This window comes from Pseudomonas sp. 1121_17 (assembly GCF_052850745.1).
The window spans coordinates 68850-94631 of the sequence record NZ_VXCX01000015.1 but is presented as its reverse complement, the minus strand read 5'-3'; the positions used below and the strand labels follow the sequence as shown (position 1 = coordinate 94631).

General features: G+C 60.1%; 21 protein-coding genes and 2 tRNA genes. 1 reads left to right on the top strand and 22 read right to left on the bottom strand.

Going from position 1 to position 25782, the window contains the following annotated elements; genetic code table 11:
- Positions 1-241: 241 nt before the first annotated feature.
- The 15 genes from pnp to rlmE form a co-directional block, all read right to left on the bottom strand.
- Positions 242-2347 (bottom strand): polyribonucleotide nucleotidyltransferase, encoded by a 2106-nt coding sequence (gene pnp, locus FW789_RS22060; RefSeq protein WP_101322151.1) that lies wholly within the window; start codon positions 2345-2347, stop codon positions 242-244.
- A 247-nt stretch (positions 2348-2594) separates the two neighbouring features.
- Positions 2595-2864: a 30S ribosomal protein S15 gene (rpsO, locus tag FW789_RS22055; protein WP_101322152.1), complete on the bottom strand. Its 270-nt coding sequence runs from the start codon at positions 2862-2864 to the stop codon at positions 2595-2597.
- Between the two features lie 147 nt (positions 2865-3011).
- Positions 3012-3929: a tRNA pseudouridine(55) synthase TruB gene (gene truB / locus FW789_RS22050; protein WP_411562584.1), complete on the bottom strand. Its 918-nt coding sequence runs from the start codon at positions 3927-3929 to the stop codon at positions 3012-3014.
- Between the two features lie 3 nt (positions 3930-3932).
- Entirely contained in the window at positions 3933-4334 is a 402-nt protein-coding gene (gene rbfA, locus FW789_RS22045) for a 30S ribosome-binding factor RbfA (protein WP_101322154.1), read from the bottom strand.
- A 117-nt stretch (positions 4335-4451) separates the two neighbouring features.
- Positions 4452-6977, bottom strand: a complete 2526-nt coding sequence (gene infB, locus FW789_RS22040; RefSeq protein ID WP_186701269.1) for a translation initiation factor IF-2 — start codon at positions 6975-6977, stop codon at positions 4452-4454.
- 27 nt (positions 6978-7004) lie between these two features.
- Positions 7005-8486, bottom strand: a complete 1482-nt coding sequence (nusA, locus tag FW789_RS22035; RefSeq protein ID WP_103438603.1) for a transcription termination factor NusA — start codon at positions 8484-8486, stop codon at positions 7005-7007.
- 59 nt (positions 8487-8545) lie between these two features.
- Positions 8546-9004 (bottom strand): ribosome maturation factor RimP, encoded by a 459-nt coding sequence (gene rimP / locus FW789_RS22030; RefSeq protein ID WP_150571338.1) that lies wholly within the window; start codon positions 9002-9004, stop codon positions 8546-8548.
- 130 nt (positions 9005-9134) lie between these two features.
- A tRNA-Met gene (locus FW789_RS22025) sits at positions 9135-9211 on the bottom strand.
- 98 nt (positions 9212-9309) lie between these two features.
- Positions 9310-9395 (bottom strand) — tRNA-Leu (locus tag FW789_RS22020).
- A gap of 21 nt (positions 9396-9416) precedes the next feature.
- On the bottom strand, positions 9417-9809 hold the full coding sequence (gene secG, locus FW789_RS22015) for a preprotein translocase subunit SecG (RefSeq protein ID WP_411564271.1): 393 nt from the start codon (positions 9807-9809) through the stop codon (positions 9417-9419).
- Between the two features lie 4 nt (positions 9810-9813).
- Positions 9814-10569 carry a triose-phosphate isomerase gene (tpiA, locus tag FW789_RS22010; RefSeq protein ID WP_186701270.1) on the bottom strand — a complete coding sequence of 252 codons (756 nt, stop codon included), beginning with the start codon at positions 10567-10569 and terminating at the stop codon, positions 9814-9816.
- A gap of 66 nt (positions 10570-10635) precedes the next feature.
- Positions 10636-11976 (bottom strand): phosphoglucosamine mutase, encoded by a 1341-nt coding sequence (gene glmM, locus FW789_RS22005; RefSeq protein WP_446432043.1) that lies wholly within the window; start codon positions 11974-11976, stop codon positions 10636-10638.
- A gap of 16 nt (positions 11977-11992) precedes the next feature.
- The gene (gene folP, locus FW789_RS22000; protein ID WP_103438605.1) at positions 11993-12844 is read right to left on the bottom strand and encodes a dihydropteroate synthase; all 852 of its coding nucleotides are present in this window, start codon (positions 12842-12844) and stop codon (positions 11993-11995) included.
- Positions 12845-12852: 8 nt separating this feature from the next.
- Positions 12853-14763 carry an ATP-dependent zinc metalloprotease FtsH gene (gene ftsH, locus FW789_RS21995; RefSeq protein ID WP_103438606.1) on the bottom strand — a complete coding sequence of 637 codons (1911 nt, stop codon included), beginning with the start codon at positions 14761-14763 and terminating at the stop codon, positions 12853-12855.
- Positions 14764-14967: 204 nt separating this feature from the next.
- Entirely contained in the window at positions 14968-15594 is a 627-nt protein-coding gene (gene rlmE, locus FW789_RS21990) for a 23S rRNA (uridine(2552)-2'-O)-methyltransferase RlmE (RefSeq protein WP_101322162.1), read from the bottom strand.
- A gap of 102 nt (positions 15595-15696) precedes the next feature.
- Between rlmE and yhbY the strand changes: the two genes are divergently transcribed.
- Positions 15697-16005 (top strand): ribosome assembly RNA-binding protein YhbY, encoded by a 309-nt coding sequence (gene yhbY, locus FW789_RS21985; RefSeq protein WP_101322163.1) that lies wholly within the window; start codon positions 15697-15699, stop codon positions 16003-16005.
- Between the two features lie 12 nt (positions 16006-16017).
- Here the strand turns inward: yhbY and FW789_RS21980 are convergent, their stop codons facing one another.
- The 7 genes from FW789_RS21980 to dnaK all read right to left on the bottom strand — a co-directional run bounded on the left by FW789_RS21980 (position 16018) and on the right by dnaK (position 25728).
- Positions 16018-16467 carry an MFS transporter gene (locus FW789_RS21980; protein ID WP_101322164.1) on the bottom strand — a complete coding sequence of 150 codons (450 nt, stop codon included), beginning with the start codon at positions 16465-16467 and terminating at the stop codon, positions 16018-16020.
- Positions 16445-16921, bottom strand: a complete 477-nt coding sequence (gene greA / locus FW789_RS21975) for a transcription elongation factor GreA (RefSeq protein WP_103438859.1) — start codon at positions 16919-16921, stop codon at positions 16445-16447. The genes FW789_RS21980 and greA overlap by 23 nt, the downstream gene beginning before the upstream one ends.
- Positions 16922-16923: 2 nt before the next feature.
- Positions 16924-20145: a carbamoyl-phosphate synthase large subunit gene (carB, locus tag FW789_RS21970; protein WP_103438607.1), complete on the bottom strand. Its 3222-nt coding sequence runs from the start codon at positions 20143-20145 to the stop codon at positions 16924-16926.
- Between the two features lie 109 nt (positions 20146-20254).
- Positions 20255-21391, bottom strand: coding sequence for a glutamine-hydrolyzing carbamoyl-phosphate synthase small subunit (carA, locus tag FW789_RS21965; RefSeq protein WP_340612711.1), 1137 nt, complete (start codon positions 21389-21391; stop codon positions 20255-20257).
- Positions 21392-21641: 250 nt separating this feature from the next.
- Positions 21642-22448, bottom strand: coding sequence for a 4-hydroxy-tetrahydrodipicolinate reductase (gene dapB, locus FW789_RS21960; RefSeq protein ID WP_103438608.1), 807 nt, complete (start codon positions 22446-22448; stop codon positions 21642-21644).
- A gap of 13 nt (positions 22449-22461) precedes the next feature.
- Entirely contained in the window at positions 22462-23586 is a 1125-nt protein-coding gene (gene dnaJ, locus FW789_RS21955) for a molecular chaperone DnaJ (RefSeq protein WP_103438609.1), read from the bottom strand.
- 213 nt (positions 23587-23799) lie between these two features.
- Positions 23800-25728, bottom strand: a complete 1929-nt coding sequence (dnaK, locus tag FW789_RS21950) for a molecular chaperone DnaK (RefSeq protein WP_101322169.1) — start codon at positions 25726-25728, stop codon at positions 23800-23802.
- Positions 25729-25782: the final 54 nt, after the last annotated feature.

Here is a 25782-nt window from a genome sequence, read left to right as displayed (position 1 = left end):
GGTTCGCAGCGCCCCCCGGCAATTCTGCGGCGTTGTCCAAATCGTAGGGCCGCTACGCAGCCCTTTCCGACCGGTCCGGCGCCCCGGCAAGGCCGCTCCTACATGGGGCAGTGTTTGACAAATAAAAAGGGCCGCTGTGTGACCCATCGCGACCGAAGATCGCAATGGGCCGCACAGCGGCCCCTATGCGCTGAACATCAGCGCAACCCCGAAGGGTCTGTTTCATACCACTACAGCTGGCTTAAACGCCGGAAGCCTTGGCTGCCGCAACGTCTTTGATCGACAGCTTGATACGGCCGCGGTTGTCCACGTCCAGTACCAGTACTTCAACCTCTTCGCCTTCTTTCAGCACGTCGGTGACCTTCTCTACGCGCTCATTGCTGAGCATCGAGATATGCACCAGGCCGTCTTTGCCAGGCAGGATGTTGACGAATGCGCCGAAGTCGACGATGCGCTCAACCTTGCCGACGTAGATCTTGCCGATCTCGGCCTCGGCAGTGATGCCTAGGACGCGCTGGCGAGCTGCTTCGGCGGCTTCTTTGGTTTCGCCGAAGATCTTGATCGAGCCGTCGTCTTCGATATCGATCGAAGCCTTGGTCTCTTCACAGATACCACGGATGGTCGCGCCGCCTTTACCGATAACGTCACGAATCTTGTCGGTGTCGATCTTCATGGCGATCATGGTCGGCGCGTTGGCCGACAACTCGGTACGCGAAGTACCAATGATCTGGTTCATCTGGCCGAGGATGTTCAGGCGCGCTTCCAGGGCCTGGCCCAGGGCGATTTCCATGATCTCTTCGGTGATACCGTTGATCTTGATGTCCATCTGCAGCGCGGTAACACCTTTGGCAGTACCGGCTACCTTAAAGTCCATGTCGCCGAGGTGGTCTTCGTCACCGAGGATGTCGGTGAGGATGGCGAACTTGTCGCCTTCCTTGACCAGGCCCATGGCGATACCGGCAACTGGCGCCTTCATCGGCACACCAGCGTCCATCAGGGCCAGGGAAGCGCCGCAAACCGAAGCCATCGAGCTCGAACCGTTCGACTCGGTGATCTCCGATACCACACGGATGGTGTACGGGAACACATCAGCAGCAGGCAGCATGGCCTGAACCGAACGGCGGGCCAGACGGCCGTGACCGATTTCGCGACGGCCAGCACCACCCATACGACCACACTCACCTACCGAGAACGGTGGGAAGTTGTAGTGCAGCATGAACGGGTCTTTCTTCTCGCCTTCGAGGGTGTCGAGCAGTTGAGCATCACGCGCAGTACCCAGGGTCGCAACGACCAGGGCCTGGGTTTCGCCACGGGTGAACAGTGCCGAACCGTGGGTCTTCGGCAGAACGCCGACTTCGATGTTCAGCGGGCGTACAGTCTTGGTGTCGCGACCGTCGATACGTGGCTTGCCGTTGACGATGTTTTCGCGAACGGTGCGGTATTCGATTTCGCCGAAGATTTCTTTGACCACGGAAGCCGAAGGCTGGCCTTCTTCACCGGAGAACTTGGCGATCGCCTGATCACGCAGCTCGCCCAGACGCGCATAGCGGTCGGCCTTGACGGTGATGGTGTAGCCCTGCGAGATACCTTCGCCGAATTCAGCGCGGATGGCGTTGAACAGCTCGGTGTTGGCAACGGCTGGTTTCCAGTCCCAGGTCGGCTTGGCAGCTTCGGCAGCCAGCTCTTTGACAGCCTGGATGACCGACTGGAATTCGTCGTGGGCGAACAGCACGGCGCCCAGCATCTGGTCTTCGGTCAGCTCTTTGGCTTCCGATTCAACCATCAGCACAGCGCTGTCGGTACCGGCTACGACCATGTCCAGGCTCGATGCGGCCAGTTGCTCGTAGGTTGGGTTCAGCAGGTAGCCGGTGCTTTCATGGAAGGCAACACGGGCGGCGCCGATCGGGCCTTCGAACGGGATGCCGGAGATCGCCAGGGCAGCCGAAGTACCGATCATCGCAGCGATGTCCGGATCGGTTTTCTTGCTGGTCGACACGACGGTGCAGACAACCTGCACTTCGTTCATGAAGCCTTCTGGGAACAGCGGACGGATCGGACGGTCGATCAGGCGCGAGGTCAGCGTCTCTTTCTCGGAAGGACGGCCTTCACGCTTGAAGAAACCACCAGGGATCTTGCCAGCGGCGTAGGTTTTTTCCTGATAGTGCACGGACAGCGGGAAGAAGCCTTTGCTTGGGTCTGCGTGCTTGGCACCGACCACGGTCACCAGCACGGTGACATCGTTATCAACGGTGACCAGGACTGCGCCGGTGGCCTGACGGGCAATGCGGCCCGTTTCGAGGGTAACGGTCGATTGACCGAACTGGAATTTCTTGATTACCGGGTTCACGGTTTCCTACCTTTTCAATGGCTCTGGGGGAACTGGTTTCTTGCGAATTCTTGGGCAGAACGGGGAATCGGCCCCATTGACCGTCCAGATACAACTCGAGGCTGGGAGCCTGGCTGCCGGGCGGATAAACCGCTCGGCAACACCAGGCTGCCAACCTCGAAGATACGCATGACGTGCCCGTCGGCAACGCTGAAGCAGCGCTGCCAAAGCTTGCGACCCGCCACGCCCACCACTAGCCAGGCCGCTATTAGCGACGCAGGCCCAGACGACCGATCAGGGTGCTGTAACGGGTGGTGTCTTTGCCCTTCAGGTAGTCCAGCAGCTTACGACGCTGGTTAACCATACGGATCAGGCCACGACGCGAGTGGTGGTCTTTACCGTTGATCTTGAAGTGACCTTGCAGTTTGTTGATGTTGGCAGTCAGCAGTGCAACTTGCACTTCTGGGCTACCGGTGTCGCCGACGGCTTGCTGGTAGTCGGTAACGATTTGTGCTTTTTCTTCAACGCTGAGGGCCATTTGGCATCTCCAGTTAAACGGATCCCGCAAGCGGGGTCCAATAGGCCAGGGACGAACCCTGTATTAATAAAAGAGCTGTGACCGTGCCTACTGACAGCCACCCTCGTGTCTTGCGCTGTCGGCTCATGCCGGCAACGCAAGTATCGGTCATTCCGACCGAATCAAGCGACGTGGCGCAACGCGCCCGTCTTCGCTCACTTCACCGATACCAATGAAGCGACCATTGTGATCCTGCACCCGAACCATGCCGAATTGCGGCGCATCCGGTGCACGTACTGCCTGGCCATGCAGCCAGTAGAACGAGCTGTGCTCTGACAACTGCACCACAGGCCAGTCGAGCAGACCGCTGTCGGACGGCATCAGGAAGCGATCTAGCGCTTCGTTGCCACCGTCGGCGTGGGCTTGCTCGAGCTCTTCGAGCGTCACTGTCTGTGCCAGCTCGAAGGGCCCAGCCTGGGTCCGACGCAGCTCGGCAACATAAGCGCCACAGCCCAACACTTCACCAATATCCTCCACCAGGGTGCGGATATAGGTGCCTTTGGTGCAATTTACCGTCAGACGCGCACGGGTGCCTTCGCACTCGAGCAGCTCCAAGCGGTTAATAGTAACAGAACGCGCCTCGCGCTCCACTACCTCTCCCGCACGGGCCAGTTTGTACAACGGCTGGCCATCACGCTTGAGGGCCGAGTACATCGGCGGTATCTGGCTGATCGGGCCGCGAAATTGAGGCAGGGCTGCCTCGATTTCGGCGCGACCAACGGTCACCTCACGGGTCTGCAGGACTTCACCTTCGGCGTCTGCCGTGGTGGTGGTCTGCCCCATCTGCATGACGGTTTCGTAGCCCTTGTCGGAATCGAGCAGGTACTGCGAAAACTTGGTCGCTTCGCCAAAGCACAGCGGCAGCACGCCACTGGCCAGTGGGTCGAGGCTGCCGGTGTGACCGGCCTTCTCGGCATTGAGCAACCAGCGGACCTTTTGCAACGCTGCGTTGGAGGTAAACCCCAACGGCTTGTCGAGCAGGATGATGCCGCTGACGTCGCGGCGGATTCGTTTGACCTGGGCCACCGATTACTCCTTGGTGTCCGGCTCGACGGGATCCTGGTGCTGGCGGTCTTCTGCCACGGCACGCTCGATCAGTGCCGACAGGTGAACCCCGCGGCTGACGCTCTCATCGTAATGGAAGTGCAGTTGCGGCACGCTGCGCAGCTGCATCGAGCGGCCCAGGTGCAGACGCAGGAAACTCGCAGCGTTGTTCAACGCCTTGACCGACTGCTTGACCGCATCAGGTTCCTCTTCCTGGCCCATGACGGTGATGAACACCTTGGCATGGCCCACGTCGCGGCTGACGTCGACGGCGGTGATGGTCACCAGGCCGACGCGTGGATCTTTCACTTCACGGCGGATCAGCTCGGCAAGCTCGCGCTGCATCTGATCGCCAATGCGTTGGGTACGGCTATATTCTTTTGCCATTCGTTGCTACCTGTAACTTAAAGCGGCAAACGCCCGGCCAGGCGTGAAGCCTGACCGGGCGCTACCTGCAGAGGCGTTGCCAACCGCCCTGGGGCGGGGCATCTGCCAGCTCGACCCTTACAGGGTCCGAGCCACCTGGACTTTCTCGAAGACTTCGATCTTGTCGCCGACCTTGACGTCGTTGTAGCTCTTGACGCCAATACCGCACTCCATGCCGGCACGAACTTCGGCAGCGTCGTCCTTGAAGCGACGCAGCGATTCCAGCTCGCCTTCGAAGATCACAACGTCTTCGCGCAGAACGCGGATCGGACGGTTGCGGTACACGGTACCTTCGATGACCATACAGCCAGCGACGGCGCCGAACTTCGGCGAACGGAACACATCACGTACTTCTGCAACGCCCAGGATGTTCTCGCGAACATCACTGCCGAGCATGCCGGTCAGGGCTTTCTTGACGTCTTCGATGATGTCGTAGATCACGTTGTAGTAACGCATATCCAGACCTTCCTGCTCGACGATCTTGCGCGCGCCGGCATCGGCCCGCACGTTGAAGCCGAACAGCACCGCGTTGGACGCCAGGGCCAGGTTGGCATCGCTCTCGGTGATACCACCGACACCGCCACCAATCACACGGACCTGCACCTCGTCGTTGCCCAGACCGCCGAGCGAACCCTGCAGTGCTTCCAGGGAGCCACGAACATCGGTCTTGAGGACGATGTTGAGGGTCTTCTTCTCTTCCTGACCCATGGTCTCGAAGATGTTTTCCAGCTTGCCGGCGTGAGCACGGGCCAGCTTGACCTCGCGGTACTTGCCTTGACGGAACAGGGCAACTTCGCGGGCTTTCTTCTCGTCGCCGACTACCGACAGCTCGTCACCGGCTTCCGGAGTGCCATCGAGGCCGAGAATCTCGACCGGGATCGATGGGCCGGCTTCTTTGACTGGCTTGCCGTTCTCGTCAAGCATGGCACGCACGCGGCCATAGTTGGAGCCGACCAGGACCATGTCGCCCTGACGCAGCGTACCGTCCTGAACCAGGATGGTAGCGACCGGGCCGCGGCCCTTGTCCAGACGCGATTCGACAACCACACCACGACCAGGCGCGGTTGGGGTAGCCGACAGCTCGAGGATCTCGGCCTGCAACAGAACGGCTTCAAGCAGTTCGTCGACGCCGGTACCCATCTTCGCCGAAACCTTGACGAATGGAGTGTCGCCACCCCATTCCTCGGAGGTCACGCCTTCTACCGACAGTTCGTTACGAATGCGGTCGAGGTCAGCGCCTGGCTTGTCGATCTTGTTCACTGCAACAACCAGTGGCACGCCAGCGGCTTTCGCATGCTGAACTGCTTCACGGGTCTGCGGCATCACGCCGTCGTCCGCCGCCACCACCAGGATGACGATGTCGGTCGCCTTGGCACCACGGGCACGCATCTGAGTAAACGCGGCGTGACCAGGGGTGTCGAGGAAGGTGACCATGCCACGGTCGGTTTCGACGTGGTAGGCACCGATGTGCTGGGTGATACCACCGGCTTCGCCAGCAGCAACCTTGGCACGACGGATGTAGTCGAGCAGCGAGGTTTTACCGTGGTCGACGTGGCCCATTACGGTCACGACCGGAGCACGCGAGGTGACTTCACCTTCGAACTTCAGCGATTCGGCCAGGGAATCTTCCAGCGCGGTGTCGCTGACCAGCGTGACCTTGTGGCCCAGCTCTTCAGCTACCAGCTGTGCAGTTTCCTGGTCGAGGACCTGGTTGATGGTGACCGGAGTACCCATCTTGAACATGAACTTGACCACTTCAGCGCCTTTGACGGACATCTGGTTGGCCAGCTCGGAGACGGTGATGGTCTCGCCGATGCTCACGGCACGGATAACCGGGCCGGTAGGGCTCTGGAAGCCATGCTGGTTGCGCTTCTTCAGCTTGCCCTTGCCACGGCCACCGCGACGGAAGCCATCGCTTTCTTCTTCGGTAGTACGCGGAGCAGCACGCGGAGTCGGGGTCTTTTCTTTCTCTTTGACCTTGACCTTGACCGACACGCGCGGCGCTTCGCCACGGCCGCGACGGTCTTCGTTGCGGGCACGGTCTTCGGTGCGGCGCACTTCTTCTTTCTTGCGCTCGGCGGCGCGAACCGCTGCTTCCTCGGTCAGAGGCTCTTGCGGCGCAGCTGCCGGGGCCGGTGCAGCGGCTGCAGGAGCAGCGGCGGCAACAGGCTCAGACTTGCTCGCAACAGCACCCTGCGGGGCGTCACGCTCGGCGATACGCTGACGCGAATCGATGTTGGCTTTTTCGCGTGCGGCGTTTTCAGCCACGCGACGCTCTTCCAGCTCACGCGCCTGCTCAGCCTGGATTTCTTCCGGGCTGCGCTGAACGAAAACTTTCTTCTTGCGTACTTCTACGCTGATGCTCTTGCTACCGGCGACACGCAGGGTGCTGGTGGTTTTGCGCTGCAAGGTAATCTTGCGCGGCTCTTCCACTTTTGCCTTGTGGCTGCTCTTCAGATGAGTCAGCAATGCCTGCTTCTCATTGTCGGTCACTACCTGACCGGCGTCGGTGTGCGGCAAACCCGCCTCACGCATCTGCTGCAGCAGGCGCTCAACCGGTGCAGCGACCTCTTGGGCCAATTCTTTCACCGTGACTTGCGTCATGCACTTCTCTCCTCAGGCCGCGCCTAATTACTCGAACCAGTGGGCTCGGGCGGCCATGATCAACTTGCCGGCACGCTCTTGGTCGATGCCGTCGATGTCGAGCAGGTCGTCAATCGACTGCTCGGCCAGGTCTTCGCGGGTAACCACGCCGCGCACCGCCAGTTCAACCGCCAGGTCATTGTCCATACCCTCAAGAGAGAGCAGGTCTTCGGCCGGATGGGCGTCTGCCAGTTTTTCCTCGGTAGCGATGGCTTTGGTCAACAGGCGGTCCTTGGCACGAGCGCGAAGCTCGTTGACGATATCCTCGTCAAAGCCATCGATGTTGAGCATTTCTTCCAACGGTACGTAGGCAATTTCTTCCAGGCTGGTGAAGCCTTCGTCGACCAGCACCTGGGCCAGTTCTTCATCGACTTCCAGCTCGTCGACAAAGTTGCGCAGGATGTCGCCAGTCTCGGCTTGCTGCTTGGCCTGGATGTCCTTCTCGGTCATCACGTTCAGGGTCCAGCCGGTAAGCTGGCTTGCCAGACGAACGTTCTGACCACCACGACCGATGGCCTGGGCCAGGTTGTCCTCGCCAACAGCGATGTCCATGGCGTGGGCATCTTCATCGACGATGATCGCCGCGACTTCAGCCGGCGACATGGCGTTGATGACGAACTGCGCGGGGTTCTCGTCCCAGAGGACGATATCCACACGCTCACCGCCCAACTCGCCGGACACCGCCTGCACACGCGAACCGCGCATGCCGATACAGGCACCTTGCGGGTCGATGCGCTTGTCCTTGGAGCGAACGGCGATCTTGGCGCGCGAACCCGGGTCACGGGAAGCGGCCATGACCTCGATGAGGCCTTCGGCAATTTCCGGCACTTCGATAGTGAACAGTTCGATCAGCATCTGTGGCGCAGTGCGCGACAGGATCAGCTGTGGACCGCGGTTCTCGGTGCGGATTTCCTTCAACAGTGCGCGCAAGCGCACACCGACGCGGAAGGTCTCGCGTGGAATGATGTCTTCACGAGCCAGCAATGCTTCGGCATTGTTGCCCAGGTCGACGATAACGTTGTCGCGGGTGACCTTCTTGACGGTGCCGGAGATGATCTCGCCCACGCGTTCGCGGTAAGCGTCGACCACCTGGGCGCGCTCGGCCTCGCGGACTTTCTGCACGATGACCTGCTTGGCGGTCTGAGCGGCGATACGACCGAACTCGATCGAGTCGATCTTCTCCTCGATCACGTCACCAACCTTGGCTTCAGGGTGGGTCTCGTGGATCTTTTCCAGCCAGGTTTCGATCGCCGGATCATCAAGATCCTGCTCATCGACCACGGTCCAGCGACGGAAGGTCTCGTAGTTACCGGTGTGGCGGTTGATTTCCACACGCAGGTCGACTTCGTCTTCAAAACGTTTTTTGGTTGCAGTGGCCAGAGCCACTTCCAGCGCTTCGAAGATCACGCCCGGTGGGACGCCCTTCTCGTTGGATACCGATTCAACAACCAGCAGTACTTCTTTGCTCATCGTACGCCTCGCCTTGCGCAAGCCATTGGGTCCGGTCTAGTCACCGGGCCCGGCACGTCTCAGTCAAAACTGGGAATAATATTGGCCTTTTCGATCGAGTCGATCGGTAGCAGGAACTCTTGATCATCGACCTGGACGATCACATCCTGTTCCTCCACGCCGCGGAGAAGGCCCTGGAAGTTGCGACGACCCTCGAAGGGTGAACGCAGCTTGATCTTCACTTGTTCGCCGGCATGCGAGGCATACTGTTCAAGCGTGAACAGTGGGCGTTCCATGCCAGGAGAAGACACCTCGAGGGTATATTCGGAGGTGATCGGGTCTTCGACATCGAGAACGCCGCTGACCTGACGACTGACAATTGCGCAGTCATCCACCAGCACGCCGCCTTCCTTGTCGATATAGACACGCAAGACCGAATGCTTGCCCTGGGCGATGAATTCCACCCCCCAGCATTGATAGCCCAGACCCTCGACAACCGGGGCCAACAAGGCCTGCAACTGTTCTAGCTTGCTCGACACCTGAACCCCCTCGTGCATGCTGTGCAAATAAAAAATGGGCGAAGCGCCCATCCCTGAAAGCGCCGTTGGACAACGACGCCAAAACTGTTCGGCTAGCAAAAAGCCCCTGAAAAGGGGCTCCGCTCAAAACTGGTTGCGGGGGCTGGATTTGAACCAACGACCTTCGGGTTATGAGCCCGACGAGCTACCAAGCTGCTCCACCCCGCGACAAAGCTGGGGCGAAAGTATAAGACTGAACCCCTGGCGGGGTCAATCAGACTTCCACCGACAAGAAAGCCCGCTAAAGCGGGCTCTCTTGCTTCAATTGGTACCGAGAAGGGGACTCGAACCCCTACACCCTATGGGCACAACCACCTCAAGGTTGCGTGTCTACCAATTCCACCACCTCGGCAATACTACAATTTGAAACCCGTTACTTCTGCTCTTCGGCTGGAGGAACTACATCACCCGCTGGGGCAGTGTTGCTCTTCTGTTCCTGGAGCACCGGTACATCATCATTAACTGCCGGCTTAGGCTGCTGAACTTCCAATACTGCTGGATTTGGCAAACCTGCTTGAGTCAGCTCGTGAGCCTTCTCCTTTGCGAAGTATCCTAACCCAAGTGCAGTTAAAAAGAAAGTGGCAGCGAGTACAGCAGTGAATTTACTTAGGAAGGTTGCCGAGCCCTGGCTTCCGAACACAGTGTTTGAGGCCCCTGCGCCGAAAGATGCTCCTGCTTCTGCACCCTTACCCTGTTGCAACAAGACCAACGCTACCAACGACAGCGCAGCCAACAGATGAAAAACAACTACGACGGTTTCAATCATTTGATCAGTGTCCTGCGGCGCGACAAATTGCACCGAATTCGTCTGCGTTCAGGGAAGCTCCACCAATGAGCCCCCCATCGATGTCCGGCATGCCGAACAGTTCGGCCGCATTGGCCGCTTTCACGCTACCGCCGTAGAGAAGTCGCATATTATCAGCAACTTCCGCGTCCAGCACCTGCAATTGAGCGCGGATGGCAGCGTGCACATCCTGAGCTTGTTGCGGCGTGGCCGTCAAACCTGTGCCAATCGCCCAAACAGGCTCATAAGCAATTACCGCATTGGCCAAAGCCTTAACACCGCACGCGTCGATGATACTGCTTAGTTGACGCCCAACAACTTCAAGCGTCTTGCCCGCTTCACGCTCTTCGAGGGTTTCCCCTACACAGAGCACTGGCGTTAAACCACCAGCCTGTGCCGCTGCAAACTTGCAATTGAGCACTTCATCTGTTTCGCCAATGATCTGGCGACGCTCCGAGTGACCAATCAACACCAACTTGCAACCGACTTCAGCCCACTGACTCGGTGCAACTTCGCCGGTCAGCGCGCCTTGCTCAGGCTGTATAGCAGAATTCTGTGCACCTACGATAATTCCTTTACCCTGCAGGCCGTTAATCACCTCAGTGACAAACAGCGCGGGTGGAAATACCGCAACTTCGACACCGGCTGGCAAGGACAAATTGCCCAGGCCTTCGGTCAGCTCAGCGACGCTAGCGCGGGTACCATGCATCTTCCAGTTACCAGCTACCATGGGGCGACGCATGCTTTACCTCGTCGGTCAAAGTGGGCGCAGATCTTACCCAACCAGATCTGCGCTGGCAAGAGCCTTTCAAGCACAAACTTCAGCAACCACCTTGGCCAGGGCTTCGGCATGGCCGCGGACCTGACTTTCGTCGTCACCTTCGACCATCACCCGCACCAGCGGCTCGGTGCCAGACTTGCGCAGTAACACACGGCCACGACCGGCCATCGCCTCGGTCGCCTTGGCACTGGCTTCGATCACTGCCGGGTGCTCCAGCGGGTCGGCCTGGCCAGCAGCAAAGCGCACGTTGATCAACACCTGCGGGCATTTGCGCAGGGCCTGACGGGTTTGCGCCAGGTTCTCGCCTCGGCGCTTGAGCGCCATCAGCACCTGCAGCGCAGCGATGATCGCGTCGCCGGTGCTGGTGTGGTTGCAGCACACTACGTGGCCGGAGTTTTCCCCGCCGATCAGCCAGTCGCGCTCGGTCAGCTCAGCCATCACGTACCGGTCACCGACCTTGGCCCGCACGAACGGGATGTCCAGGTCCTTGAGGGCCAGCTCCAGGCCGAGGTTGCTCATCAGGGTACCGACCACCCCGCCCTGCAGCTTGTTACGCTCCTGCAGGTCTCTGGCCATGATGAACAGCAGCTCGTCACCATCGACGATGGCCCCGGTGTGGTCGACCATCAGCACGCGGTCGCCGTCCCCATCGAAGGCAATGCCCAGATCGGCATGACCGACCAGCACCGCCGCCTGCAGCGACTCAATGTGCGTCGAGCCGCAGTTAAGGTTGATGTTGAGCCCGTTCGGCTCGGCATGCAGCACGGTGACATCCGCCCCCAGCTCACGGAACACGCTTGGCGCGACTTTGTAGGTGGCACCATGGGCGCAGTCGATGACCAGTTTGAGGCCTTCGAAACTGGTGCTGCTGGGCACGCTGCTCTTGCAGAATTCGATGTAGCGACCGGCAGCGTCGTTGATGCGCGAAACCTTGCCCAGCTTGCTCGACTCGACTACCTGCATCGGCTGATCGAGCAGCTCTTCGATCATCAGCTCGACTTCGTCAGGCAGCTTGGTGCCCTGGCCGGAGAAGAACTTGATGCCGTTGTCGTCGTGCGGATTGTGCGAAGCACTGATGACGATCCCCGCCTCGGCGTGGAAGGTGCGGGTCAGGTAGGCGATGGCCGGAGTCGGCATCGGCCCGAGCAGCATCACATCGGCGCCGGCCGCAGACAGTCCGGCCTCCAGCGCAGACTCGAACATGTAACCGGAAATCCGCGTGTCCTTGCCCACCAGCACGCGGCAGGCGCCCTGCTTGCGGAAGGCCATGCCAGCCGCCCAGCCAAGCTTGAGCATGAAGTCAGGCGTAATCGGAGCGACGCCAACGCGACCGCGGATACCATCGGTACCAAAGTATTTTTTGCTCATAGGAACTCCAATGTTCTTATTCGGCGTTTTGCACGGCAGCGATCATGCGCACCACGTCGACGGTCTCAGCCACATCATGCACACGCAGGATGCTTGCACCCTTGGTCATGGCCAGCGCGGCCAGGGCCAGACTGCCATACAAGCGCTCACCGACCGGGCGATTCAAGGCCAGGCCGATCATGCTCTTGCGCGAGACACCGACCAGTAACGGCCGCCCCAGGCGATAGAGCGCTTCCATGTGCTTGAACAGGCTGAGGTTGTGATCCAGCGTCTTGGCGAAACCGAAACCGGGGTCGAGCACTATGCGCTCGGCACTGATTCCAGCCGCGGCACAGGCGGCCATACGCTGCTCAAGGTAACGCGTCACGTCGACGCTCACGTCGTCGTAATGCGGGTTGTTCTGCATGTTGTCCGGGTCGCCGCGCATATGCATCAGACACACCGGCAGGCCGGTCGCGGCGGCAGCATCGAGTGCCCCATCACGCTCCAGCGCGCGCACATCGTTGATCAGCCCGGCACCAAGCCTGGCTGACTCACGCATCACTGCGGGCGTCGAGGTATCGACCGAGATCACCACATCGAGGCGGCTGCTGATTGCCTCGACCATGGGCGCAACGCGCTCGAGCTCTTCGGTAACCGATACCGCACGGGCACCCGGACGAGTCGACTCGCCCCCGATGTCGATCAGGCTTGCGCCGGCGGCGACCATGGCTTCTGCATGACGCAGGGCCTCGTCGCGCTGGCTGAAGCGACCGCCATCGGAGAACGAATCGGGGGTGACATTGAGGATACCCATGACATGGGTATGCGACAAATCAAGAACCCGGTTGCCGCAAGGCAACCGGGTCGGGTACAGCTGTGAGGTCATGATAAACCTTAGATTTGAGCCGCTGGACCGCCGATCGGCGACTCCGGACGATCATCCTGGGAGGCCGACGTACCCGATGGACCGGTATCGTTGTTATCCCAATCACGAGGTTCACGCGGGGTACGGCCATTCATGATGTCGTCGATCTGATCGGCATCGATGGTTTCGTACTTCATCAAGGCCTCGGCCATGGCGTCGAGCTTGTCGCGATTCTCGGTGAGGATCTGCTTGGCCGTGGCGTAGCAGTGGTCGATGATGCTGCGCACTTCAGAGTCGATCAGCTTGGCGGTTTCGCCGGAAACGCTGGTCTGCTGTGCACCGGCACTGCGACCGAGGAACACTTCGCCTTCTTCTTCGGCGTACATCAGCGGGCCGAGTTTTTCCGACAGGCCCCACTTGGTAACCATGTTACGAGCGATCTGGCTGGCACGCATGATGTCGTTGGAAGCACCGGTGGTGACGCCATCGAAGCCCAGGGTCATCTCTTCGGCGATACGGCCGCCGTACAGCGAGCAAATCTGGCTGATCAGGGCACGTTTGGACAGACTGTAACGGTCTTCCTCAGGGAGGAACATGGTCACACCCAAGGCGCGGCCACGTGGAATGATCGATACCTTGTAGACCGGATCATGCTCAGGCACGACACGACCAACGATGGCGTGACCCGCTTCGTGGAACGCGGTGTTGCGCTTCTCTTTCTCGGACATGACCATGGTTTTGCGCTCGGCGCCCATCATGATCTTGTCTTTGGCCAACTCGAATTCTTTCATCTCGATGACGCGCTTGCTCGAACGTGCGGCAAACAGCGCGGCTTCGTTAACCAGGTTGGCCAGGTCGGCACCGGAGAAGCCTGGAGTACCACGGGCAATCACAGCGGCATTGACGTTGTCGCCAATCGGCGCTTTGCGCATGTGCACCTTGAGGATCTGCTCACGGCCACGGATATCTGGCAAGCCCACCACAACCTGACGGTCGAAACGACCAGGACGCAGCAGCGCAGGGTCAAGTACGTCAGGGCGGTTGGTCGCGGCAATCACGATGATGCCGTCGTTGCCTTCAAAGCCGTCCATCTCGACCAGCAACTGGTTGAGGGTCTGCTCACGCTCGTCGTGACCACCACCCATGCCGGCGCCACGGTGGCGACCGACGGCATCGATTTCATCGATGAAGATGATGCACGGCGCGTGTTTTTTGGCTTGCTCGAACATGTCGCGAACGCGGCTTGCACCGACACCCACGAACATTTCGACAAAGTCGGAACCGGAAATGGTGAAGAACGGTACTTTGGCTTCACCGGCAATGGCCTTGGCCAGCAGGGTTTTACCGGTACCTGGCGGGCCTACCATCAGCACGCCACGCGGGATACGGCCGCCCAGGCGCTGGAACTTGCCCGGATCGCGCAGGAACTCGACCAACTCGCCGACTTCTTCCTTGGCCTCGTCGCAACCGGCGACGTCAGCCAAGGTGGTTTTGACCTGATCTTCCGATAGCAGCCGCGCCTTGCTCTTGCCAAAGCTCATCGGCCCGCCCTTGCCGCCGGCACCGCCCTGCATCTGGCGCATGAAGAACATGAACACCGCGATGATCACCAGAATCGGGAAGCTGGCAACCAGCAGTTGAGTCCAGATGCTCTGCTGCTCAGGCTGCTTGCCTTCAACAACCACGTTGTTGTTGACCAGGTCGCCGATCAGGCCATTGTCGGCGATTGCCGGACGCACGGTCTTGAAGGTGTCGCCGTCAGAGCGTTTGCCGGTAATGATGGCACCGTCGACGGTGACGCGCTCGACCTTACCGTCCTTGACCTGCTGAATGAAGTCAGAATAGTTGAGGGTTTGCGGCTCGTTCGGGCTGGAGAAGTTGTTCATCACCGTCACAAGGACGGCAGCGATGATCAACCACAGGATCAGATTCTTTGCCATGTCGTTCAATTAGCTACCCTCTGAGGTCGGCGCAACGACGCAGCCGTGCCTCGCATGATATTCATCGCCCTAACTTACTACATTACCTGCGCAACCGCAGGCACCGTCTGTAACCCTTTGTGAAACCAGACTACACGAAGTTCGGACGATCCTGACGCAGCGGCTGATTGGATTTACCTATCGGCAGCTGCTCAAGCCGCTATCTCACGCCCCTTTGAAGCCTTTCGCCACCATGTATTGCTCACGGGAGCGATCTCGGGACGAGCTCGGCTTGCGCATCTGTACCTTGTCGAATTTGCGACGCACGTCCTTGAGGAACACATCAAAACCCTCACCCTGGAAGATCTTGATCACGAAATCTCCGCCTGGGCGCAACACCCGGGTGCTCAGATCAAGTGCCAACTCGCAGAGGAACATGGCTTTGGGCATGTCTACTTCAGGCGTACCACTCATGTTGGGGGCCATATCGGAAATCACAAGGTCCACATGCGAATCACCTACCGCGGCAAGAATGCTCTGCAGTACCGAATCCTCGGTAAAATCGCCGTGAATGAAGGTGACATCCGGGATCGAGTCCATCTCGAGAATGTCGGACGCGATCAGGCGGCCCTTGCCACCAATCAGACGACTGGTCACCTGCGACCAGCCACCTGGCGCTGCGCCGAGGTCGATCACGCTCATGCCAGGACGGATCAAACGGTCTTTTTCCTGGATCTCCAGCAGTTTGTAGCTCGCACGCGAGCGGTAGCCGTCCTTCTGCGCCTGCTTGACGAAAGGGTCGTTGAAATGCTCTGTCAGCCAGTTCTGGCTGCTTTTGGAACGCTGTACCAAGGGGCACCTCGATGAATAGCTTCGTGATTGACTGGGCGCAGCCACGGGCGCTCGGGTAAAATGGCTTCCAATTTTACAGAATCAGACGAAAAGGGTCAGATTATGCCGCTCAACAACGAGCAGAAGAAGCAGTACAAGTCTATTGGTCACGACCTCAAGCCGGTCCTGATTGTCGCCGGCAACGGTCTTAACGAAGGCGTGATCGCCGAACTGGATCGCGCTCTGGCTGACCATGAGCTGATCAAAGTCGAAATTCGCTCGGAAGATCGCGAAGAACGCAAAGCCGCGATCGCCGGTCTGTGCAAGGCTGGCCGTGCTGAACTGGTGCAGACCATCGGCAAAAAAGCGCTGATCTACCGCAAGAACCCACAGCCAAACAAGCAACTCTCGAACATCCACCGCAACAAGTGACGGTGGCTCCGCTCAGCGGCGCGCCTGGCGCGCCCTGACCGGGACGGGCTGGGCTACCAGCACGATGCCGGAAAAGCCCAATACCAAAAAGCAGAACATCTGCCAGCGCTCACCTACGGATATACCGTAGCGTAGCGTGTAATAGCTGACGCAGGCAGCAAAGCCGAGCAACAACATCTGCCCGCGAAACTGCCGCCACCAGGCCGGCAGGCCATCGACCCTCGCCAGCACCGCCAACTGCACCATCAAACCCAACCAGGCCACACCGACCAACCAACGGTCGATCTGCGTTGCGACGTCCTGCACCAGCAACGGCGCAAGCCCGGTGACCTTGAGTGCGGGCACCAGCCCTACATGGAATACCCACAGGCCGCCGACCCAGAACACCTGGGACAGCTGCCAGAGAATCCCTTCGAGGGAAGGCGCCCGCAGGCGCCGATCAGATGTGTTTGACTTCGACAATCTCGTACTCGACCGTGCCGCTAGGCGTCTTGATCACGACAGTATCGCCTTCTTCCTTGGCGATGATGGCGCGGGCGATTGGTGCACCGACCGAGAGCTTGCCGAGTTTCACGTTGGCTTCATCTTCACCAACGATCTGATACGTCACGCGCTCGTCGGTTTCGGTGTTGGCCAGCTCGACGGTGGTGCCGAAAATGACCTTGCCCGAATGCGGGATGGTGGTCACGTCGATCACCACGGCGTTTTGCAGACGGCCTTCGATGTCGCGGATCCGCGCTTCGACCATGCCCTGCTCCTCACGGGCGGCATGGTACTCGGCGTTTTCCTTGAGGTCGCCCAGCTCGCGCGCTTCACCAATTGCCTGGCTCAGGCGCGGACGCTCGGTCTTGCTCAGAAACAGATGCTCTTCTTCCAGGGCGCGAGCGCCCTGGACGGTCATCGGGTATTTGGTAATGCTCATGCTTTGAGTCCTGCGTGCAGATCCTGCAAGCGCCGCACGGTCTTTTCCGGGCCGAACTTCAGCGCTTCACAGATGGCTTCACCGGCCGCAATGGTAGTGGTGCAGTAAATCTTGTGCTGCAGCGCATTGCGACGAATCGAGTAGGAATCGGCGATCGACTGACGGCCTTCGGTGGTGTTGATGATCAGCGACACTTCGTCGTTCTTGATCATGTCGACCACGTGCGGGCGACCTTCGGTCACTTTGTTCACGCGACGTACTTTCAGGCCGGCGGCTTCGATGAGCTTGGCGGTGCCAACGGTGGCAACCAGCTCAAAGCCGAGGTTGATCAGGTCGCGGGCAACGCCAGCCACTTGTGGCTTGTCGTCGTCACGTACGCTGATGAACGCAGTGCCGCCGGTTGGCAGTACTTCGCTGGCACCCATCTGGGCTTTGGCGAAGGCTTCACCGAAGCTGTCGCCGACACCCATGACTTCACCTGTGGATTTCATCTCAGGGCCAAGGATCGGGTCAACCCCTGGGAACTTGGCGAACGGGAACACCGCTTCCTTGACGCTATGGAAGTTAGGAATGATTTCCTTGGTGAAGCCGATTTCCTTGAGGGTCTTGCCGGCCATGACGCGGGCGGCAATCATCGCCAGCGAGGTGCCGATGCACTTGGACACGAACGGTACGGTACGCGAGGCGCGCGGGTTGACTTCGATCACGTAGATCTTGTCGCCCTGCAGGGCCAGCTGCACGTTCATCAGGCCAACCACGCCCAGCTCCAGTGCCATCTTCTTGACCTGCTCGCGCACTTCGTCCTGCACGTGAGCCGGCAGCGAGTACGGTGGCAGCGAGCACGCCGAGTCACCGGAGTGAACGCCGGCCTGTTCGATGTGCTGCATGATCGCGCCGATGACCACGTCGGTGCCGTCGCAGACCGCATCCACGTCCATCTCGATGGCGCAGTTGAGGAAGTGGTCGAGCAGCACCGGGCTGTCGTTGGACACTTGCACCGCTTCACGCAGGTAGCGCTTGAGCTCGTCCAGTTCGTAGACGATTTCCATGGCGCGGCCGCCGAGTACGTACGAAGGACGCACCACCAGCGGGTAACCGATCACGCCGGCAGCGCGGATCGCTTCTTCTTCGCTGCGCACGGTGGCGTTAGGCGGCTGCAGCAGGTTCAGGCGCTGCACCATCTGCTGGAAGCGCTCACGGTCTTCGGCGCGGTCGATGGCGTCAGGGCTGGTACCGATGATCGGCACGCCGGCTTCTTCCAGAGCGCGAGCCAGTTTCAGCGGAGTCTGGCCACCGTAGTGGACGATCACGCCTTTTGGCTTCTCGACGCGGCACACTTCCAGCACGTCTTCCAGCGTCAGCGGCTCGAAGTACAGGCGGTCGGAGGTGTCGTAGTCGGTGGATACGGTTTCCGGGTTGCAGTTGACCATGATGGTCTCGTACCCGTCTTCACGCAGCGCCAGGGCTGCGTGTACGCAGCAGTAGTCGAACTCGATGCCTTGGCCGATACGGTTCGGGCCGCCACCGAGGATCATGATCTTGTCGCGGGTCGACGGGTTGGCCTCGCACTCTTCCTCGTAGGTCGAGTACAGGTAGGCGGTGTCGGTGGCGAACTCGGCGGCGCAGGTGTCAACGCGCTTGTACACCGGGAACACTTCCAGCTTGTGGCGGTGGCGACGCAGGGTCTTGTCGGTCACACCCAGCAGTACAGCCAGACGCTGGTCGGAGAAGCCCTTGCGCTTGAGGCGCAGCATCAGGTCTTTGTCGATGGCCGACAGGGCCAAGGTCTTGACCTTCTCTTCGTCCTTGATCAGGTCTTCCATCTGCACCAGGAACCAGTGGTCGATACCGGTCAGAGCGAAGATTTCGTCGCAGGTCATGCCCGAGCGCATGGCGTCGGCGACGTACCAGATACGCTCGGCGCCTGGCACGGTCAGCTCGCGCTTGAGGATGCTGGCGGCTTCAGGGCTGCTCAGGTCGACTTTCGGGTCAAGGCCGCACGCACCGACTTCCAGGCCGCGAAGGGCTTTCTGCAGGGATTCCTGGAAGGTCCGGCCGATGGCCATGACTTCACCGACCGACTTCATCTGCGTGGTCAGGCGGGCGTCGGCTTTCGGGAATTTCTCGAAGGCAAAGCGCGGCAGCTTGGTCACGACGTAGTCGATCGACGGTTCGAACGACGCTGGGGTACGGCCGCCAGTGATGTCGTTGGTCAGCTCGTCGAGGGTGTAACCCACCGCCAGCTTGGCGGCGATCTTGGCGATCGGGAAGCCAGTGGCTTTCGAGGCCAGCGCCGAGGAACGGGAAACCCGTGGGTTCATCTCGATCACGACCATACGGCCGGTGTCCGGGCAGATACCGAACTGAACGTTGGAACCGCCGGTTTCAACACCAATTTCGCGCAGCACCGCCAGCGAGGCGTTGCGCATGATCTGATATTCCTTGTCGGTCAGGGTCTGTGCTGGCGCCACGGTGATCGAGTCACCGGTATGCACGCCCATCGGATCGAAGTTTTCGATCGAGCAAACGATGATGCAGTTGTCCTTTTTGTCGCGGACAACCTCCATCTCGTACTCTTTCCAGCCGATCAGCGATTCGTCGATCAGCAGCTCTTTGGTCGGCGACAGGTCGAGGCCGCGAGCGCAGATTTCTTCGAACTCTTCACGGTTGTAGGCGATGCCGCCGCCAGTGCCACCCATGGTGAACGACGGGCGAATGATGCACGGGAAGCCTAGCTTCTCGAGCACTGCGTTGGCTTCGTCCATGCTGTGGGCGATACCCGAACGCGGGCACTCAAGGCCGATGGCCTTCATGGCCTTGTCGAAACGCGAGCGGTCTTCAGCCTTGTCGATGGTGTCGGCGTTGGCACCGATCATCTCTACGCCGAACTTTTCCAGAACGCCTTCGCGCTCCAGATCCAGGGCGCAGTTCAGAGCGGTCTGGCCGCCCATGGTTGGCAGCAGCGCGTCCGGACGCTCGGTCTCGATGATCTTGGCAACGGTCTGCCATTTGATCGGCTCGATGTAGGTGGCGTCGGCCATGGCCGGGTCGGTCATGATGGTGGCTGGGTTGGAGTTCACCAGAATGACGCGATAGCCTTCCTCGCGCAGCGCTTTACACGCCTGGGCGCCGGAGTAGTCGAATTCGCAGGCCTGGCCGATAACGATCGGGCCAGCGCCGAGAATCAGGATGCTTTTAATGTCTGTACGTTTTGGCATTGGGTGCTCACTCAAATCCGCGGGTCAGTCGGCAAGCCGGCTTGAACATGCTCAGGTCAGGCGCTGCCGGACGCAGCCAAGGCTGCTCCGGGGCCTGGATGGCGAATGCTCAGCGGCGCTTGGCCATGGCATCGATGAAACGATCGAACAGCGGCGCGACGTCAGTCGGGCCAGGGCTTGCCTCAGGGTGACCCTGGAAGCTGAAGGCGCTCTTGTCGGTGCGCTCGATGCCCTGCAGGGTACCGTCGAACAGCGACTTGTGGATCGCCCGCACGTTGCCTGGCAGGGTCGCTTCGTCAACAGCAAAACCGTGGTTCTGACTGGTGATCATGACAACGCCGGTGTCGAGGTCTTGCACTGGGTGGTTGGCACCGTGGTGGCCGTGACCCATTTTCACCGTCTTGGCGCCGGAGGCCAGGGCCAGCAGCTGGTGGCCGAGGCAGATGCCGAACACCGGAATCTCGGTCTCGAGCACTTCCTTGATCGCCTGGATGGCGTAGTCGCATGGCTCAGGATCGCCTGGGCCGTTGGACAGGAACACGCCGTCCGGATTGAGCGCGAGGACTTCGTTGGCCGGGGTTTGCGCAGGCACCACGGTCACGCGGCAGCCACGCGCAACCAGCATGCGCAGGATGTTCAGCTTGACGCCGTAGTCGAAGGCAACCACGTGGTACGGCAGGTCGGCAGCGGCGATTTCGGCATGGTCGTTGGTTTTCAGGTCCCACACGCTGGAGCGCCACTCGTAGCGCTCTTTGGTGGAAACTTCTTTGGCCAGGTCCATGCCCTTCAGGCCCGGGAAGCCGCGGGCAGCTGCGATGGCGGCTTCTTCGCTGATGTTGTCACCGGCCAGGATGCAGCCGTTCTGAGCGCCCTTCTCACGCAGGATGCGGGTCAGGCGACGGGTGTCGATGCCAGCGATGGCAACCACGTTGTGCTCTTTCAGGTATTCGGACAGCGACTGGGTCTTGCGCCAGTTGCTGGCAACCAGCGGCAGGTCACGGATGACCAGGCCAGCCGACCAGACGCGGTCGGATTCTGCGTCGCCCGGGTTGGTACCGGTGTTACCGATGTGCGGGTAAGTCAGGGTAACGATTTGCTGGGCGTAGGAAGGGTCTGTAAGGATTTCCTGGTAGCCGGTCATAGCGGTGTTGAACACCACCTCTCCAACAGTCTGGCCGTCGGCACCGATGGCTTCACCGCGAAAAATGCTGCCATCAGCAAGGGCGAGTATGGCTGGCTTAGTCAAGAAGACCTCCCGTAAATAAAGCCTGAAAGGGCGATCGCAGGTTGCAAAAAAGCGGAGTGACGTATGGACACGTCACCCCGCTTCATGTGCTGAATATCTCTGCGCGCTTTTAGTGAACACACTAAAGCTGTAGCTTACAGAAAACAGTGATTTTGGTCTACCGCGCATGTGTCGAAAATGCACAGATTGGCGACAGGGGTGGAAATCCTGGGGCCGCTGCGCAGCCCCAGCAATCTAAAGCCAAACCTAATCAGTGCAGCTCAAGCACATCCTGCATGTCATACAGCCCAGGCGCCCGCCCATCCAGCCACAACGCTGCACGCACCGCGCCCTTGGCGAAGGTCATGCGGCTCGAAGCCTTGTGGGTGATCTCGACGCGCTCACCATCGGCAGCAAACAGCACCGTATGGTCGCCAACGATGTCACCCGCCCGCACGGTAGCAAAACCAATGGTCTTGCGATCACGCGCGCCGGTCTGGCCTTCACGGCCATACACCGCCACTTCCTGCAGATCACGACCCAGCGCCTGAGCAACCACTTCACCCATGCGCAGCGCGGTACCCGACGGTGCATCGACCTTGTGCCGGTGGTGCGCTTCGCTGATCTCGATGTCGACCTCGTCACCCATCACCCGGGCAGCGATGTCGAGCAGCTTCAGGCACAGGTTGACGCCAACGCTGAAGTTGGCGGCAAACACGATCGGGATGTCTTTACCGGCTTCGGCCAGCAGCAGTTTCTCTTCTGCCGAGAACCCGGTCGTACCAATGACCATGGCCTTGCCCGCCTTGCGGCAGAACGCCAGGTTCTTCAGGGTCACCGACGGGTGTGTGAAGTCGATCAGCACGTCGAACTCATCAGCGACCTTGGCCAGGTCACCCGAGATGGTCACACCGATCCGGCCCAGGGCCGCCAACTCGCCAGCGTCCGCGCCGACCAGCGAGCTGTCGGGCTTGTCGATGGCAGCCGTGAGGCCGGCGCTTGGCGCCTGTTGCTGCACAGCCTCGACGAGGATCTTGCCCATCCGCCCTGCTGCACCCATTACCGCAATACGTCGCATAGCCTGTTCCTTGTCAGAGATCGCCGAAGAAGCGCTTCACACCCTCGAACCAACCGTTGGCCTTGGGCGAATGGGAGCTGTCACCTTCGAGCGAGGCACGCAGCTCTTCGAGCAGCTCACGCTGACGGCGGCTGAGGTTGACCGGGGTTTCCACCGCAACCCGGCACAGCAGGTCACCAGCACCACCGCCACGCACCGGCGCGACGCCCTTGCCACGCAAGCGGAACTGCTTGCCGGTCTGGGTGCCTTCGGGGATTCTCAGCTTGACCCGACCATCCAGAGTCGGCACTTCCAGCTCGCCACCCAGAGCGGCATCGGTGTAGCTGATCGGTACTTCGCAGTACAGGTGCTTGCCGTCACGCTGGAAGATCGCGTGCTCACGCACGTTGATCACCACATACAGGTCGCCAGTCGGGCCGCCATGGGCGCCCGCTTCGCCCTCGCCGGAGAGGCGAATGCGGTCGCCGGTATCGACCCCAGCCGGGACCTTGACCGACAGCGTCTTGTACTCTTCGACACGGCCTTCGCCGTGGCACGAACCGCACGGGTCGGTGATGATCTTGCCCTGGCCATGGCAGCGCGGGCAGGTCTGCTGCACCGAGAAGAAGCCCTGCTGCATGCGCACCTGGCCGATACCGCCGCAGGTCGGGCAGGTCGACGGGGTCGAGCCCTTCTTGGCGCCGCTGCCGTCGCACGGCTCGCAGTTGACCAGCGTCGGCACACGGATGTTGACCGTGGTGCCGCGCACGGCTTCTTCCAGGTTCAGCTCCAGGGTGTAGCGCAGGTCGCTGCCGCGTGCAGCGCCACCACGGCCACCACCCCGGCTGCCGCCGAAGAAGTCGCTGAACACATCACCAAAGATGTCGGAGAAGTTGGCGCCGCCGAAGCCTGCACCGCCGCCACCCATGCTTGGGTCAACACCAGCGTGACCGTATTGGTCGAACGCTGCGCGCTTGCTCGCATCAGACAGCACTTCGTAGGCCTCGTTGGCCTCCTTGAACATGTCTTCGGATTCTTTGTCGCCCGGGTTACGGTCCGGGTGGTACTTCATCGCCAGTCGGCGATAGGCCTTTTTGAGGTCAGCCTCACTGGCGCCGCGCTCGACCCCCAGGACCTCATAATAATCACGCTTGGACATAGGTCATTTGCACTCTTGTGGGCGTTCGGCAAAGCTCTGCGCGTTCCGCGCCGTGCCGCCAGCACCTGCCGCTACACATGACTCATGCGCCCTGACAGATGCTGTAAAAATTCTCGTATTCCAGACACACCAACGCGGGAGCAAGCCCCCGCGCGGCGACATCCTACCAGCTCAACACCAAACGGCGTTGAGCTGGCCGACAACTAACAGGGATTACTGCTTGTTGTTGTCTTTCACTTCTTCGAACTCGGCGTCAACCACGTCATCGTGCTTGGCTTCCGGCTCGGCTTGCTGCTGGGCGCCGCCCTGAGGCTGTTCAGCCGACTGCTCGGCGTACATCTTCTGGGCAACCGGAGCAGAGACCTTGGACAGCTCTTCGACCTTGGCGTCGATGGCAGCCTTGTCGTCGCCTTTGACAGCGGCCTCCAGAGCAACCACGGCAGCTTCGATCGCGGTTTTTTCTTCCGCGGTCACTTTGTCACCGGCATCGGCAACCATTTTGCGAGTCGAGTGGACCAGCGCGTCACCCTGGTTACGGGCAGCGGCCAGCTCTTCGAACTTGCGGTCTTCCTCGGCATTGGCCTCGGCGTCACGCACCATGCGCTCGATCTCTTCGTCGGACAGACCGGAGTTGGCCTTGATCACGATCGACTGAGTCTTGCCGGTAGCCTTGTCTTTCGCGCCGACGTGCAAGATGCCGTTGGCGTCGATGTCGAAGGTTACTTCGATCTGTGGCACGCCACGTGGTGCTGGTGGAATGTCGGCCAGGTCGAATTTACCCAGCGACTTGTTCTGACCAGCCTGCTTACGCTCACCTTGCAGCACGTGAATGGTCACGGCGTTCTGGTTGTCGTCGGCAGTCGAGAACACCTGCGACTTTTTGGTCGGGATGGTGGTGTTCTTCTCGATCAGCGCAGTCATCACGCCGCCCATGGTTTCGATACCCAGGGTCAGCGGGCTGACGTCCAGCAGCAGAACGTCTTTGACGTCGCCGGCCAGTACCGCGCCCTGGATAGCAGCGCCCATGGCAACGGCTTCGTCCGGGTTGACGTCTTTACGTGCTTCTTTACCAAAGAAATCGGTAACCAGCTTCTGTACCAGCGGCATACGGGTCTGGCCGCCGACCAGAATCACGTCGTTGATCGCGCCAACGTCGATACCGGCGTCTTTCAGGGCGATGCGGCAAGGCTCGATGGTGCGCTGCACCAGGTCTTCAACCAGCGATTCCAGCTTGGCGCGGGAGATCTTCACGTTCAAGTGCTTAGGACCGGTCGCATCTGCAGTGATGTACGGCAGGTTGACGTCGGTCTGCTGGCTCGAGGACAGCTCGATCTTGGCTTTTTCAGCGGCTTCTTTCAGGCGCTGCATCGCCAGCGGGTCACCTTTGAGGTTCATGCCGCTTTCTTTCTTGAACTCGTCGACGAGGTAGTCGATCAGGCGAATGTCGAAGTCTTCACCACCGAGGAAAGTGTCACCGTTGGTGGCCAGTACTTCGAACTGGTGCTCGCCGTCGACTTCGGCAATTTCGATAACCGAAACGTCGAAGGTACCGCCGCCCAGGTCATAAACGATCACGGTGTGATCGCCCTTGGCCTTGTCCATACCGTAAGCCAGCGCAGCTGCGGTTGGTTCGTTGATGATACGTTTTACGTCCAGACCTGCGATGCGGCCGGCGTCTTTGGTAGCCTGACGCTGGCTGTCGTTGAAGTAGGCCGGAACGGTGATGACCGCTTCGGTAACTGGCTCGCCCAGGTAGTCTTCGGCAGTCTTCTTCATCTTTTTCAAGATTTCAGCCGAGATTTGTGGCGGTGCCATTTTCTGGCCGTTTACTTCAACCCAGGCGTCGTTGTTGTCAGCCTTGACGATCTTGTACGGGACCATCTGAATGTCTTTCTGCACGACTTCTTCGTCGAAGCGGCGACCGATCAGACGTTTTACCGCGTACAGGGTGTTGTGCGGGTTGGTGACTGCCTGGCGCTTGGCCGACTGACCGACGAGGATTTCGCCGTCGTTGGCGTAAGCGATGATCGAAGGGGTAGTACGCGCGCCTTCGGCGTTCTCGATAACCTTGACGTTACCGTTTTCCAGGATGGAGACGCACGAGTTGGTGGTCCCCAGGTCGATACCGATGATTTTGCCCATGTTAACTCTCCCGAAACTGAATTAGCTGGCAGCGGCTACATTGGCCAACTGCGG

Bases quoted from the DNA above. Each gene is read 5' to 3' on its own strand.
- rpsO (WP_101322152.1), bottom strand. From the start codon at position 2,864: ATGGCCCTCAGCGTTGAAGAAAAAGCACAAATCGTTACCGACTACCAG.
- rbfA (WP_101322154.1), bottom strand. From the start codon at position 4,334: ATGGCAAAAGAATATAGCCGTACCCAACGCATTGGCGATCAGATGCAG.
- infB (WP_186701269.1), bottom strand. From the start codon at position 6,977: ATGACGCAAGTCACGGTGAAAGAATTGGCCCAAGAGGTCGCTGCACCG.
- nusA (WP_103438603.1), bottom strand. From the start codon at position 8,486: ATGAGCAAAGAAGTACTGCTGGTTGTTGAATCGGTATCCAACGAGAAG.
- secG (WP_411564271.1), bottom strand. From the start codon at position 9,809: ATGATTGAAACCGTCGTAGTTGTTTTTCATCTGTTGGCTGCGCTGTCG.
- tpiA (WP_186701270.1), bottom strand. From the start codon at position 10,569: ATGCGTCGCCCCATGGTAGCTGGTAACTGGAAGATGCATGGTACCCGC.
- glmM (WP_446432043.1), bottom strand. From the start codon at position 11,976: ATGAGCAAAAAATACTTTGGTACCGATGGTATCCGCGGTCGCGTTGGC.
- folP (WP_103438605.1), bottom strand. From the start codon at position 12,844: ATGACCTCACAGCTGTACCCGACCCGGTTGCCTTGCGGCAACCGGGTT.
- ftsH (WP_103438606.1), bottom strand. From the start codon at position 14,763: ATGGCAAAGAATCTGATCCTGTGGTTGATCATCGCTGCCGTCCTTGTG.
- yhbY (WP_101322163.1), top strand. From the start codon at position 15,697: ATGCCGCTCAACAACGAGCAGAAGAAGCAGTACAAGTCTATTGGTCAC.
- carB (WP_103438607.1), bottom strand. From the start codon at position 20,145: ATGCCAAAACGTACAGACATTAAAAGCATCCTGATTCTCGGCGCTGGC.
- dapB (WP_103438608.1), bottom strand. From the start codon at position 22,448: ATGCGACGTATTGCGGTAATGGGTGCAGCAGGGCGGATGGGCAAGATC.
- dnaJ (WP_103438609.1), bottom strand. From the start codon at position 23,586: ATGTCCAAGCGTGATTATTATGAGGTCCTGGGGGTCGAGCGCGGCGCC.
- dnaK (WP_101322169.1), bottom strand. From the start codon at position 25,728: ATGGGCAAAATCATCGGTATCGACCTGGGGACCACCAACTCGTGCGTC.